13 protein-coding genes are annotated in these 13,839 nt (G+C 60.0%); 5 read left to right on the top strand and 8 right to left on the bottom strand.

All coding sequences use genetic code 11. From position 1 onward, the window contains the following. The first annotated feature begins 53 nt into the window (after nt 1-53). Nucleotides 54-1,631: a bifunctional metallophosphatase/5'-nucleotidase gene (locus INHI_RS0109760; RefSeq protein WP_027247532.1), complete on the top strand. Its 1,578-nt coding sequence runs from the start codon at nt 54-56 to the stop codon at nt 1,629-1,631. Nucleotides 1,632-1,732: 101 nt separating this feature from the next. Then, complete coding sequence (locus INHI_RS0109755; protein ID WP_027247531.1) at nt 1,733-2,041, top strand: DnaJ family domain-containing protein; 309 nt, start codon at nt 1,733-1,735, stop codon at nt 2,039-2,041. A gap of 92 nt (nt 2,042-2,133) precedes the next feature. Here INHI_RS0109755 and INHI_RS0109750 read toward each other — a convergent pair whose 3' ends face one another. Next, nucleotides 2,134-2,625: a MarR family winged helix-turn-helix transcriptional regulator gene (locus INHI_RS0109750; protein ID WP_014879729.1), complete on the bottom strand. Its 492-nt coding sequence runs from the start codon at nt 2,623-2,625 to the stop codon at nt 2,134-2,136. Between the two features lie 166 nt (nt 2,626-2,791). Between INHI_RS0109750 and mnmH the strand changes: the two genes are divergently transcribed. Beyond that, entirely contained in the window at nt 2,792-3,853 is a 1,062-nt protein-coding gene (gene mnmH / locus INHI_RS0109745; protein WP_027247530.1) for a tRNA 2-selenouridine(34) synthase MnmH, read from the top strand. A 37-nt stretch (nt 3,854-3,890) separates the two neighbouring features. Here the strand turns inward: mnmH and selD are convergent, their stop codons facing one another. The 7 genes from selD to INHI_RS0109710 all read right to left on the bottom strand — a co-directional run bounded on the left by selD (nt 3,891) and on the right by INHI_RS0109710 (nt 12,066). After that, complete coding sequence (gene selD, locus INHI_RS0109740; protein WP_027247529.1) at nt 3,891-6,050, bottom strand: selenide, water dikinase SelD; 2,160 nt, start codon at nt 6,048-6,050, stop codon at nt 3,891-3,893. An 89-nt stretch (nt 6,051-6,139) separates the two neighbouring features. Continuing rightward, nucleotides 6,140-6,520: a Na+/H+ antiporter subunit G gene (locus INHI_RS0109735; protein WP_027247528.1), complete on the bottom strand. Its 381-nt coding sequence runs from the start codon at nt 6,518-6,520 to the stop codon at nt 6,140-6,142. 9 nt (nt 6,521-6,529) lie between these two features. Next, nucleotides 6,530-6,799, bottom strand: a complete 270-nt coding sequence (locus INHI_RS0109730; protein ID WP_027247527.1) for a K+/H+ antiporter subunit F — start codon at nt 6,797-6,799, stop codon at nt 6,530-6,532. Continuing rightward, the gene (locus tag INHI_RS0109725) at nt 6,796-7,293 is read right to left on the bottom strand and encodes a Na+/H+ antiporter subunit E (RefSeq protein ID WP_014874350.1); all 498 of its coding nucleotides are present in this window, start codon (nt 7,291-7,293) and stop codon (nt 6,796-6,798) included. The genes INHI_RS0109730 and INHI_RS0109725 overlap by 4 nt, the downstream gene beginning before the upstream one ends. Then, on the bottom strand, nt 7,290-8,852 hold the full coding sequence (locus INHI_RS0109720; protein ID WP_027247526.1) for a monovalent cation/H+ antiporter subunit D: 1,563 nt from the start codon (nt 8,850-8,852) through the stop codon (nt 7,290-7,292). The genes INHI_RS0109725 and INHI_RS0109720 overlap by 4 nt, the downstream gene beginning before the upstream one ends. Further along, nucleotides 8,849-9,202 (bottom strand): Na+/H+ antiporter subunit C, encoded by a 354-nt coding sequence (locus INHI_RS0109715; protein ID WP_014874352.1) that lies wholly within the window; start codon nt 9,200-9,202, stop codon nt 8,849-8,851. The genes INHI_RS0109720 and INHI_RS0109715 overlap by 4 nt, the downstream gene beginning before the upstream one ends. Nucleotides 9,203-9,204: 2 nt before the next feature. After that, entirely contained in the window at nt 9,205-12,066 is a 2,862-nt protein-coding gene (locus INHI_RS0109710) for a monovalent cation/H+ antiporter subunit A (protein WP_027247525.1), read from the bottom strand. A gap of 264 nt (nt 12,067-12,330) precedes the next feature. On the opposite strand from INHI_RS0109710, the gene INHI_RS0109705 reads away from it, so the two are divergent. Together INHI_RS0109705 and INHI_RS0109700 are read left to right on the top strand one after the other, a co-directional pair. Then, on the top strand, nt 12,331-12,894 hold the full coding sequence (locus INHI_RS0109705) for a rhodanese-like domain-containing protein (RefSeq protein WP_036767002.1): 564 nt from the start codon (nt 12,331-12,333) through the stop codon (nt 12,892-12,894). Continuing rightward, entirely contained in the window at nt 12,894-13,754 is an 861-nt protein-coding gene (locus tag INHI_RS0109700; RefSeq protein ID WP_014879736.1) for a CE1 family esterase, read from the top strand. Before INHI_RS0109705 ends, INHI_RS0109700 begins: the two co-directional genes overlap by 1 nt. The last annotated feature ends 85 nt before the right edge of the window (nt 13,755-13,839 follow it).

Raw genomic sequence — 13,839 nt, 5'->3', positions numbered from 1 at the left:
CCGGCATTTCCCCGCACCATTCGGTCAATAGAAAAATAAGGGAGTATGTTTCCATGATGATGCGTTTTCTGACGTCGGTGGCGGCGCTTGGCCTGACGGCGGGCGTGGCGGCAGCTGACTACAAGCTGACCATTTTGCACACCAATGACTTCCACTCTCGGTTTGAGCCGATCAGCAAATATGACAGCGGTTGTCGCGAGGGCGACAATGCTGAGGGTAAGTGCTTTGGCGGATCTGCACGTATGGTGACTGCGCTTGCGGACGCGCGCGCGCGCAACAACAACAGCATTCTTGTGGATGGGGGCGACCAGTTTCAGGGATCGCTCTACTATACCTACTATAAGGGCAAAGTTGCCGCCGAGATGATGAACAAGCTGGGCTATGACGGCATGACTGTCGGCAACCACGAGTTCGATGATGGCCCCGAGGTGCTGCGTGGCTTCATGGATTCTGTTCAGTTTCCTGTTTTGATGTCCAATGCGGATGTCAGCGGCGAGCCTACGCTGGCAGACGTGCTGAAGAAATCCACCGTGATCGAACGCGGTGGTGAGAAAATTGGCCTCATTGGTCTCACACCAGAAGATACACCTGACCTGGCCAGCCCGGGCAAGAATATCACCTTCACCAATCCGGTTGATGCCGTTCAGGGCGAGGTCGACAGGCTGACCGCAGAGGGCGTGAACAAGATTATCGTGCTGAGCCATTCGGGATATGCCGTGGACCAGCGGGTAGCGGCCGGCACCACTGGGGTGGATGTAATTGTAGGTGGTCACAGCAACACCTATCTTTCAAACACCTCGGACAAGGCAGCAGGCCCCTATCCAACCATGGTCAATGATGTGGCCATCGTACAGGCTTACGCCTATGGCAAGTTCCTGGGCGAGCTGAGCGTGACCTTTGACGATGCCGGGAATGTAGTTGAAGCGGTGGGTGAGCCGCTGATCATGGATGGCACTGTTACTGAGGACGAAGGCACCGTTGCCCGTATCGCTGAGCTGGCCAAACCGCTGGATGAGATCCGCAACAAGGTCGTTGCAGAGAGTGCGGAAGCCGTTGACGGTGACCGCAACAATTGCCGCGTTCAGGAATGCCAGATGGGCAATCTGGTGGCCGATGCCATGCTGGACCGCGTGAAGGATCAGGGCGTCAGCATTGCGATTGCCAACTCTGGCGGTATCCGCGCCAGCCTGGAACCCGGTGAGGTCACGATGGGCGAGGTCCTGACGGTGCTGCCGTTCCAGAACACGCTTTCGACCTTTGAAATCACCGGTGAGCAAGTGATTGCGGCGCTGGAGAACGGGGTAAGCCAGGTTGAAGAAATCAAGGGTCGCTTCCCGCAGGTTGCCGGGCTGAAGTTCACCTGGGATCCCACAATTGCCCCTAATGAGGGTCGCATTCAGGATGTCATGGTCGGGGAAGGTGACAGTTTCGCACCGATTGATCCGGCCAAGACCTATGTGGTTGTCACCAACAACTACGTCCGCAACGGCGGCGACGGTTACAAGGTCTTCGCGGGTGACGATAAGAACGCCTATGACTTCGGCCCGGATCTGGCCGACGTGATGGCGGAATATCTGATCGAGAACTCGCCCTATAAACCCTACACCGACGGCCGCATCAGCCAGAAGTGAGTGGCGGCAGCTGTAGCGCTGCTTTTTGAATAACGGACTGGACCGCGCCATATACCTGGCGCGGTCTTTGTTTTTTGCCGTGGCTGGGGCATAAGACGGTTATGGACCACCCACTGATTGACCTTATCAACGCCCGCATCGAGAAGGCGGAGGCCGATGGCGCTTTTGACAATTTGTCAGGAGCAGGCAAGCCGCTGCCACATGTCGACGACCCGGAGAACGCGTTGGTTAACCGCTTGGTTCAGGAGAGTGGCGGTGTGCCGGAATTTGTCAGCTTGTCCCGGACGCTGGCCGATCTGCGACAGCAGCTGATCGACACGGGCGACCGTACAAGGCGTCAGGACATCATGAAGGAGATGTCGATGCTTGAGGCCCGCCTGGATCTTGCACGTAAGGCCTATGGAAAATAACGTCCCACCTGTGGACGCTTGCTGGCAGGGGCCGTCCGGTCCTTTGCAATTTGCAGAGATTGTCCGGCACCTTGGGCGATCACCGGGTTCGGTCAGTCGTCTTTCAGAGGGGCTGTCGGGGCGCGGTGCGGCGCGCGGCGCAAACGGTCGCCGACCTGTGTTGCCTTCGTCAACAGCGTGGTCATCTGCACCTGCTCGGTAGGGCTGAGGCCGGTCAGTATATCGGCCTGCAATTCCGCAACAATCGGTAGGGCGCGACGCAGCAGAGATTGCCCGCTGTCGGTCAGCGTCACCACCCGCGCACGTCGGTCCGTCGTGGAGATGTCGCGCCGGATCAGCGCCTTGGCCTCCAGCCGGTCGATCACCTTGCCAAGCGTCGCCCTGTCATAGGCTATTCGGGCGGCAATCGTCGCCTGATCGACACCCGGTTCATGGGCCACGGCTTCGATGGCGGCAAACTGAACCGGTGTCAGGTCAATATCATTGCGCGCCATGTGGTCCGCAAACAGCGCTACAGAAATTTGGTGCAATCGCCGGATCAGATGGGCCGGGAACTGCAAGGTATCTACCGGTGGCTCTGACATGTCCTACCTCCCGTTGGACAAAAGAATCCCCTGCACATCCGACAGGGCCGGGTGCGGTGAAACAATGGATAGAATTTCAAACGAATCTTTGAGCCATAATAAAATGTTTACAGGGCGAAGGGAATGCGACTTTTCCTTGCGTCCGTGGCGCTGTAGATCATCGGATATGACCATTCGTTTTACATCGCTATCCGATATCCTCGATCAGGACTACGATTGTGTCATTGACGTGCGGAGTCCCGCCGAATTCGCCGAAGATCACTGGCCCGGTGCCATCAATCTGCCGGTTCTGGACAATGAGGAACGCGCGGAAGTCGGCACGATCTACGTTCAGGAAAGCCCGTTTCTGGCGCGCAAAGTGGGGGCGGCCAAGGTGTTTCGCAATGCCGCTGATCATGTTGAGCAACGGCTAAGCCATCATCCCGGTTCCTGGCGGCCACTGGTCTATTGCTGGCGGGGTGGTCAGCGCTCGGGCAGCTTTACCTGGTTACTGCAACAGATCGGTTGGCGTGCCGATGTGGTTGAGGGCGGTTATCAGAGCTACCGCCGTCTGGTGAATGACTATCTATATAATACGGAACTGCCGCATCGTTTTGTGGCGCTGGATGGTTATACCGGCACCGCCAAAACCGAAATTCTGAAACGGGTCCAATCTCTTGGCGGTCAGGTTCTGGATCTGGAAGGGCTGGCGCATCATCGTGGCTCGCTGCTGGGTGATCACCCGACGCCGCAGCCGAGCCAGAAGGCGTTCGAGTCCGAAATAGCTGGTCAGCTGGCGCGGATGACACCGGATCAGCCTGTGTTGGTGGAGGCGGAATCAAGCAAGATTGGTGCGCGGATCATTCCGCCACGGCTGTGGTCTGGAATGAAGCGCGCCCCGCGGATTGCGGTTGAGGCATCCATTGCAGCGCGCTGTCGGTACCTGTTGGCGGGGTACGACGATATCCTGTCCAATGGTGACATGTTGCGTACCCGGCTGGATGGGCTGCGGGCGCATCGCTCCAACGCGGTTGTCGATGGCTGGTTGCAGTTGATTGATGCAGGCGACAAACCAGCGCTGACGGAGGCGTTGATGGTGCAGCACTACGATCCGGCCTATGAGACCGCGCGCCGGACCATCGGCGCGGATGTTGTCGCGACACTTCGGGCCGGGGATCTTGGGGAGGCTGATCTGGACCGGCTGGCCGCAGATCTGCTTGGCGAACTTGATCGGATGTCGTCCGGGTAGCCTCGGGTGCGGGATATTCAACGCCACAACACCGGTCTCAGACGAGTGTGATCGCGTCTGCCGTGCCTGACATTTGGCCGATGATGGCAGCATTCGGGGCATGGGCACGCAGCTGCGGCAACAGGGCTTCCGCCTGACTCATGGGCAGCGCAGCCAGCAGGCCGCCCGCAGTTTGCGGATCAAACAACAGATCTTGTACGCCGCCGGTGGAAATCTCCGGCAGCTGGGCGGCGTTTTCTGCAAACAAAGAAGACCGTACCCGCTGTGCTGATAGGGCAGCGGCGCCAGGCAGATAGGGGATCGCATCAAGACGAAGCTCAGCGCCAAGCTTCGATGCCTCACATATCCCGAGTAGATGCCCCAGCAGCCCGAAGCCGGTCACATCGGTCATCGCATGTGCGCCACGCAGCAGCTCAGCGGCCTGACCTTGCGGCTGGCTCATGGAGGTCAAGGCGGCTGCGACGAATGCCCCACCAGCAGCTCCCGTCATTTCGGCGGCCATGATCACACCAGTGCCCAGCGGTTTGGTCAGGATCAGCGCATCTCCGGGCTGGGCTCCGGCTAGGGTGATGGGCTGCCCGTCACAGAGCCCGGTGACACTGAAGCCGATGGTCAGCTCATCCCCGACAGAGGTGTGACCGCCAACGATATCGGCACCGACGTCGCGGATGATCTCACCGGCGGCGGTCATGATTTCGCGGAGTGTCCGGACCTGAAGCGCCGGTGACAGTTTCGGTAGGATCAGATTGGCAGTGGCAGCTTGCGGCGCGGCGCCCATTGCCCAGATATCACCCAGCGCATGCACCGCAGCGATCCGGGCCATCACAACCGGATCAGCGGTAAAGGCGCGCAGGTGATCGGTGCTGAGGACCTGTCGTTGCCCGCCGGTCATCAAAAGTGCTGCATCATCACCGGGCAGGGGCGCGATATCCGCGCGCCGCACCTCTGGCTGAGCGCTTAGCGTGGTCTTCAGCGCGCGGGCACCAACCTTTGCGCCGCAGCCGCCACACATCGGTTTTTCACCAAGCGCCTCGGGCAGATCATGCGTGTGTTCCGGGGGCAAAGCCGGGGTTTCCATCTGCGGAAGGTCGCGGAATTGTGTCATGAAGGTCCGATCAATGTGATCTTTCCAACGCCATATCCAGCGCCCGGACAGGGTCTGGCCGAACCGTTCACCAACGGCGGTCTTGTCCCCCATGGAAATCAGTTTCAGATAGTCCTTTTGCGGGTGATACCGGCGCAGCGGATCCTTGGTCAGGCTGGCGCGCAGATTCTGATAGAGCACGGGTGCCTGACGGACTGCGTAGACACCGGCCTTGGGGCGTGGATCATTGCTGAAATGGGCACAGTCGCCGCTGGCGAAAACGCCGATCTGACTGGCCTGTAGGGTGCTGTCGACGCGGATAAAACCATGATGCAGGTCCAGGCCGCTATCGGCAAGCCAGGGATACGGGCGCGCGCCCGCCGCGCCGGTGGTGAAATCGGAGCGGATGGCCCGCCCATCATCAAGCACCACATGGGCGGCTTCTACTTGGGTGATTGTGGCTTGCTCAACCACAGTCACACCCAAATCATGCAGGGCCTTGCGCAGCTGGGCCTGGGCTTTGTTGCCTGCGTCCTTGAGGATGGTGCCACGGTCAATCAGCGTGGCCCGCGCCAGTCGCCTGCGGGCGCGCAGGGCGTAGGCCATTGCGAGGATCAATTCGACTCCGGCCACGCCACCGCCGATCACCGCAACATGGGCTGGGCCCTCACCATCGCAGAACTGCGCCCAAGAGGCGGCGAAGCGGCCCAGTGGTTTGGCTGGGATGGCGTGGTTCTCAAACCCGGCCATGTCCGGCATCGCGGAGGTGATACCCAGATTGATCGCGGCTATATCATAGGCAATAGGCGGGCGGCCTGCGACATGCACCTGCCGGGCGTCTGTATCGATATGTTCGGCAGCCCCGAGAATAAGCCGCGCCCCGGCGAACCGCGCCAGTTTCACCAGATCAATGTCCAACGCGTCGCGATCGTAGTGTCCCGCGACGAAGCCCGGCAGCATCCCGGAGTAGGGCGCGGTGGGTCCGGGGTTGATAACGGTCAAGCGCGCCCCGGCCAGCGGGCGCATCCCCCATTTGCGCAGCACCAGCGCGTGTGTGTGCCCGCCGCCGATTAACACCACGTCTTTGGTCAGGGGGAGGGGGGCTGCATACATAATTGTCGTCCACCGGGCTGCACAGGGTCACCCGGACTAGCTGCATCCCGGATGAAATACCCCCGCCGCCAGGGGCGGGGGATGTTTGGTCAGACCTCAGGCCCGATCACCTCGTTCTCGGGTTTCTTATGGGTTGCCCAGATCTTGTCCTCGCCGGCGTCGGGCAGGCTGTCTGGGGTGTCATGCCGGTGGATATGCACCTTGGCAATGAAATTTGCCGTGATCGGGGCGGTCAGGAACAAAAACAGCGTGATCATCAATTCATGCACCGACAGGTGGTGCTCATGGACCGCTGCATGGGTCATTGAGGCCAACAGCACACCGCCGACGCCCAGCGTCGTCGCCTTCGTTGGCGCATGCAGCCGCGACATGCGATCATTGAGCTTCAGCAGGCCAAAAGAGCCGACGATACCGAAAACACCGCCGATCACGAGAAACCCGGCAATGACGATGTCAAAGAACAATTCCATGGTCTCTCCTCACTCAATAATATTGCCGCGCAGCATGAACCGCGCGTAGGCTACAGTGGAGACAAATCCCAACATGGCGATGATCATCGCCGCCTCGAAGAAAATCTCGGTCCCAAGCGCCAGCCCATAGAGCACCATCAGCGCGATGGCGTTGATGAACATGGTGTCCAGAGCAAGGATCCGGTCGGCAACATCCTCGGCCGAGACCACCTTCCAGAGGTTCATCAGCAGTGATAGCGCAAAGCAGACGAACGCAAAAATTGCAGCAGTTTCGATCATTCGAAAATCTCCTTCAGGCGCCGTTCGTAGCGGTCCTTGATGTCGTCCCGCACGGCCTCCGGATCGGGCGCATCAAGGCAATGCACCAGCAGCGCATGGCCCTCTGCAGAGAGGTCCGCCGACACGGTGCCCGGCGTCATGGTGATTGTTGCGGCCAATACCGTGATTGCCTCAGGTGTGCGCAGTTCCAGCGGTACAGTCACCCAATTGGGTTGACGGCGGGAATTGGGTTTGAACAGCACGATCTTGGCGACCACCAGATTGGCAACCACAATATCGTAAAGCACGATCAGCACATAGCCGATGATCTTCATCGGGCCTTTCATCTTCAGCTGTTGTGGCCAGTAGGGCTGGGTCAGAAAGGGGATCAAAACCCCCAGCATGAAGCCAAAGACCAAGGAGTTCAGTGACCAGCCGTTGACCAGCAGCAGCCAGGTAACAGTCAGCACCAGCGTCAGGATCGGGTGCGGCAGTATGCGGCGCATCAGCTTCATTTTGAGCCCCCCCCGAGGACGGTTTCGATATAGGCGGTTGGCGTGAACAGCTGGGCCGCCGTCGCATCAGCATAACGCGTCATTGGCCCGGCAAAGATGGTGAGCAGTACGAGCGCCGTCATCAGGCCAAAGCATACCACGAGCGGCAGAACCGGTGTTGCCGCAGGGGCGGCGGTTGCCGAGCCGTCAAGCAGGTCGTCACTGTCAGCCTCTGTATCTGCGTCGCTGTCATTGTCCGGCAAACCATGGCTTTTCCAGAAAATCAGCGTGCCAGCACGGGCGAGGCCGATGATCGTCACCAGTGAGCCGACCAGGATCACTGCCCAGATCCACCAGACCAGATCATGATCGCGTGCGGCGTCCATCACCAGCAGTTTGCCGATGAAGCCGGAGAGCGGCGGCATCCCTGCCAGCGCAATTGCTGCGACAAAGAACATTATCGACAGAAGGCCACTCTGCGGCATCAGCCGCATTGCCGCAACTGCACCGCCCTGACGTTCCATCACCTGATCGGCAATCAGGAACATCAGTGCTGTCGCCAGCGTCGAATGGACGATGTAGTAGAGCGCCGCGCCAGTGGCGGCTGGCGTGAACAGGGCAATGGAAATCAGCAGAGTCCCCATCGATGTGATCGCGCCAAAGGCAACCAGCCGTCCGATCTCGCGGGAGCCGAGGACCCCGACAGCCCCTACTGCAAGCGTTAACAGCGCCGCAGGCAGCAACCAATCACCGACCAGCCCTTCGCTGATCGCAACGTCGGGACCGAAGATCAGGGTGTAGACACGCAGGATGGAATAGGCGCCCACCTTCGTCATGATGGCAAACAGGGCGGCAACAGGCAGCGGGGCATGGCTGTAGGAGGCCGGCAACCAGAAATGCAGCGGCAGCACCGCAGCTTTGATCGCAAACACCAGCAGCAGCATGACCGCACCGACGCGCAGCAGGGCGGTTTCCTCGCCCGACATCTCTGCCACGCGCACCGCCAGATCGGCCATGTTCAGCGTGCCGGTGACGGCGTAGATCGTGCCGAGCGCAAACAGGAACAGGGTCGAGCCCAGGAGGTTATAGACCACATATTGCACCCCGGCCTGAAACCGCTTGGCGCCGCCTGCGTGGATCATCAACCCATAGGAGGCAATGAGCAGAACTTCGAAGAACACAAACAGGTTGAAGGCATCGCCAGTCATGAAGGCGCCGAGAATGCCCATGATCTGGAACTGGAACAGCGCGTGGAAATTGGCGCCACGGGAGTCCCAGCCGGTGCCAATCGCATAGAGCACAACCGCCAGCGCCAGTACGGAGGTAAGGACGATCATCATCGCCGACAACCGATCCAGCACCAATACGATACCAAAGGGGGCAGGCCAGTCGCCCAGCTCATAGACTTGCACGGTGCCATCAGCCGCCTGCGCGGCCAGCGCCAGCGTCAGGCACAGCACCAGCACGCTGCTGGCAACGGAGAAGATCCTCTGCAGGTCCAGATGGAAGCGCAGCACCATGATAATAAAGGGCGCAACAATTGCCGGCAGGACAATCGGCGCAATCACGAGGTGGTTCATGCGTCATCTCCCGCTTTGGCATCGTCATCGCTGAGGTTGATCCGGTCGTCCTGCGACGACAGATAGGCCCCCAGCGCAATCATCACCACAACAGCAGTCATGCCAAAGGAGATCACGATCGCGGTGAGCACCAGCGCCTGCGGCAGCGGATCGGTATAGGGCACCTCTTCGTATTTATTGAGGATCGCAGGCGCGTTGGTCATCAGGCGGCCCGTGGCAAACAAAAAAACGTTCACCGCATAGGACACCAGTGACAGCCCAAGAATGACGGGAAAGCTGCGGCGGCGCAGGATCAGGTAGATGCCGGCCGCGGTCAGAACGCCCACGGCCGAAGCGACTAGAATTTCCATAGTCAGCCCTCGTTCTCGGTCTTGGCCACATCATCGCGGGCCGGGTTGATATCCATCGCATGGGTGCTGTCGGTACCGGGCTGCCAGGCAAAGCGGGACAGGCTCTCCAGCGCCAGCAGAACCGCGCCGACAACAGCCAGGAACACGCCCAGATCAAACAGCGCCGCAGTGGCCCATTCGAACTCTTCCAGCGGTGCCCAATGGATGTAGCCAAAGGCGCTGGTCAGGAAGGGTTGGCCACTGAACCAGGATCCCATACCGGTCGCGGCGGCGATCAGCACGCCGGATCCGATGATGCCGTGATAGGGATAGCGCTGTCGCTCCGTTGCCCAGGCAAAACCCGACGCCATATACTGCATGATCACAGCAATCGCGGCGATCAGCCCGGCGATAAAGCCACCACCGGGTAGGTTGTGCCCCCGGAAGAAGATATAGGCCGCCACCATCAGCGCCAGCGGCATCATCACCCGCGTGGCCACCACCATCATCATCGGATGGGAGTCACCAGCTTGCGGCAAATCCGGCTTCCGATTCAGCAGATAGGCCCGCACGCGGGTGCCCAGCACCGCCTCGGTCAGCGCAAAGATCACCAGTGCTGCAATGCCAAGAACAATGATCTCGCCAAAGGTGTCAAAACCCCGGAAATCCACCAGGATCACATTGACCACATTGGTGCCGCCGCCGCCCTTGTAGGAGTTTTCAAGGTGAAAGCCGGAAATCGTCTCACCGATGAAATCACGGGTCATGAGTGCGTAGATCAACCCGCCAACCCCAAGACCTGCGATGCTGGCGATGGAGATATCGCGCAGACGGGCGCCGCCGGAGCTTTCGACCGGGGTTTCCTTGGGCATGAAGTTCAGCGCCAGCAGCATCAGAATGATGGTGACCACTTCGACCGAAATCTGCGTCAGGGCGAGATCCGGGGCTGACATGTAGTTGAAACCCATGGAGACCACGAGACCGACAACGCCGATTAGCACCAGCGCAAGCAGGCGATTTCGGTGCATCGCGACCAAGAAACCAGTGGCGATCAGCAGGCTGGCCCAACCGAGGATCGGGATCAGCCCCACATCCTGCAGAGTCCGGGTCGGCGCAGCCAGCGTGCCCGACTGATACGCATAGTAAGACAGTACCGCCGTGAAGGTGATCATGATCCCGCCATAGCGCGGCATGGAGCCATTGTGCATCCCATCGGTGATCCCGCGCGCAAGGCGGGTCAGGGCAGCAATCAGCGCCTCAAAAATCACCTTCGCCTCCGGGCGCGGTGCGGCATCCCACATACGCATCAGCGGTTTGTGCAGCATCAACAGCACCACACCCCCGGCAACTGCCGCCATCGACATATAAAGCGCCGGAGTAAACCCGTGCCAGAGTTTCAGCGAATAATAGGGCAGTTTCTCGCCACCAATCACCGCAGAGGCAGCAGTCGCCACCAGCGGCCCGACGATCTTGGCTGAGAACAGGCCGATCAGGACCACAAGACCAATAAGGAACGCCGGCGCCAGCCACATACCGGCACCCGGGTCATGCGGGGTCGCCGGATAGTCGTCACGTTTTGGACCGAGGAAGACATGGGCGATGAAGCGGAACGAATAGGCGGCGGAGAACAAGGCGCCCAATAGCGCCAGACCCGGCACCAGATAATGTGAACCGGCCCAGGCGGTGTGAACGGTCTCTTCCAGCATCATTTCCTTGGACAGGAAGCCGTTGAACGGCGGAATACCGGCCATCGACAGGGCTGCAACCGTCGCAATGGCAAAAGTGATCGGCATCAGGTGCCGCAGGCCGCCAAGACGCTTGATATCGCGGGTGTGGGCCTCGTGGTCGACAATACCGGCAGTCATAAACAACGCCGCCTTGAACGTCGCATGGTTGATAATGTGGAACACCGCAGCCACCGCCGCAAACTTGGTGCCAAAGCCGAGGAGCATGGTGATCAGCCCCAGATGGCTGACGGTGGAAAACGCCAGCAGCGCCTTCAGATCATCTTTGAATAGGGCAATGATCGCCCCCAGTACCATGGTGATTAGCCCGGTTGTGGCGACGATATAGAACCATTCAGGCGTACCGGCCAACACAGGCCACATCCGCGCCATCAGGAACAGACCTGCCTTTACCATCGTGGCGGAGTGCAGATAGGCCGATACCGGCGTCGGTGCGGCCATGGCGTGCGGTAGCCAGAAATGAAACGGGAACTGGGCCGATTTTGTGAAAGCGCCTATCAGGATCAGGATCAGGGCCGGCAGATAGAGCGGCGAGGCTTGAATGACCTCCTTTGCGCCGAGGATCACGGTCAGGTCATAGGAGCCAACGATATTGCCGAGGATCAGCATGCCGCCGATCATGGCCAGACCACCCGCGCCGGTAACAGTCAGCGCCATACGCGCGCCCTGGCGCCCCTCGGGCAAGTGTTTCCAATAGCCGATGAGAAGGAACGAGCTCAGCGAGGTCAGTTCCCAGAAAATCAGCAGCAACAGGATGTTATCCGATGTGACAATCCCCACCATCGCGCCCTGAAACAGCAGCAGGTAGGTGTAGAAATTGCCCATCGGATCCTCGCGCGAGAGGTAGAACCGCGCATAAAGGATGATCAGCAAACCAATGCCAAGGATCAACCCCGCAAAGAGGAACCCCAACCCATCAAGGAAGAAGTTGGCGTTCAGCCCCAGGGCGGGCAGCCAGTCGAATTGCGCCTGAATAACCTCGCCGCGCATCACCGCCGGGGCGTGCAGCATCAGTCCGACAAACGCGAGCAATGTTGTCAGGCCTGCCGCCGACGCCGAGGCATTGCGCCCGGCACGGATCAATAGCGCGGGGAATACCGCGCCCAGAAAGGGCAGGGCTGCAATCAGGAACAGGGACACGTGCGGTTCTCCTCCATGCACAGGGCCAGATCGTTTGGTGCCTAAGCAATTTTTCGCAACTGTGCCAGCCCCGACCGCGCCTGCAAACCCTGCAAAAGCGGCGATCAGGTTAGTTTTTTGCGCACCGCACCGGTTTGGTGCGGTCTGGTGTCAGGTTGACAAGAACTTGATCACCATGCGGGATGTCTCATGCTGAACACTATGCAGGAACCTGCTAGGTCTTGGATCATGTAGGACGACGCCTGCAGTGGGGGGAGAGGCCAGATGTCGCATTCTCAATCAAAACGGTCAGATAATTCTAATCCTCAGTCCGAAGGCGGTGACGGCAATCCACAAATCGCATCGGGGGCGGGCGATCCGGCGATCTCGCGGCGTCGGTTCCTGCGCGCCGGGGCGGCCCTTGGCGGGCTCGCGGTTGTGGGTGGTGGTGGATATGTTTGGTGGCGTCGCCAGCCCCCAGACCATGATCTGCCGCGTCTGACTGTGGAGGAGGCCTTTGCAAAGGCCAAGGCGGAAGAGCTGATCCTGGTGGATATCCGCACCCCCCGCGAATGGCGGGCGAGCGGGGTGCCCGTTGGCAGTTATCAGATTGATATGCGGCGCGAGGACTTTCTCGCGGTGCTTGATCAGGTTACCGGGGGCAATCGCAGTGCGGCGCTGGCGCTGATCTGTGCGCGCGGCGTGCGCTCGGCCCGTGTGACGCTGGCGCTGGATGCGGCTGGTTATTCCAACGTGATCGACGTGCCGGAGGGGATGCTCGGCTCTGCTGCTGGTCCGGGCTGGCTGCGCAGCAATCTGCCCGTCGCCCGCTGGAAGGGGCAGGGCTGATGCGGTTTGCAATTGCGCGCGCCAGTCGCTGGTGCCTCGGTTTTGGCATGGCGCTATCTGGGATCTCACTTGCGCCCGTGGCGTTGGCTGGATGTGGGCCAGAGGCCGATGCCTGCCAGATCAAGGAGGGGGATTACCATATCGTCCTGCCTGACACGCAACGTGATGAGGCAATCCCGGCAGTGATGTTTCTGCACGGCTATGGTGGCTCGGGCGAGGCCGCATTGCGCAATCGGGCGATGGTCGATGGGCTGACCGGGCGTGGCTATGCGGTCATCGCGCCCACAGCGCTGCCCCGCAATCCCGGCGGCCCGCGCTCCTGGGCGTTTTTGCCAGATTTCGGTGGCCGTGACGAATCTGCCTTCTTCGAAGCGATTTTGGCAGATGCTGAAGGTCAGTTTAATATCGACCGGGATGCTGTTGTATTATCGGGATTTTCCGCCGGTGCCTTTATGGTTAGCTACCTCGCGTGCGCGTCACCTGATCAGTTTGTGGCTTATGCGACGGTATCCGGCAGTTTCTGGCGGCCTCAACCGGAGAGCTGCGCTGGCCCCATACGGCTGATGCATACCCATGGATGGGCGGATGAGGTGGTGCCGCTGGAGGGGCGCTACCTCGGAAACCGGCGCTTCCAGCAGGGCGATGTCTTTGCCGGGCTGGAGTTATGGCGCGATACCAACGGGTGTAGCACACATGCGCCAAACCGCAGTTGGACCGATGGAGATCAGCTACGGCGCCGTTGGGACTGCGGGCCGGAGGCAGATATCGAATTGGTGCTGTTTGCTGGTGGTCATCGGGTGCCACGGGATTGGGCCAATTGGCTGGTGGATTGGGTCGAGAACAGCGCGCTGTCGCAATGAGGCAACAGGTTTTTCGACCGCTTTGTCAGTGATATGTCAATAAAATAAACCTGAGGGATTGTTGAAAATCCCTCAGGTTTTACAT

It is taken from the genome of Phaeobacter inhibens DSM 16374 (genome assembly GCF_000473105.1).
GTDB lineage: Bacteria > Pseudomonadota > Alphaproteobacteria > Rhodobacterales > Rhodobacteraceae > Phaeobacter > Phaeobacter inhibens.
Note: the sequence above shows the minus strand (reverse complement) of the source record. Positions and strands in the feature narration are given on the sequence as shown.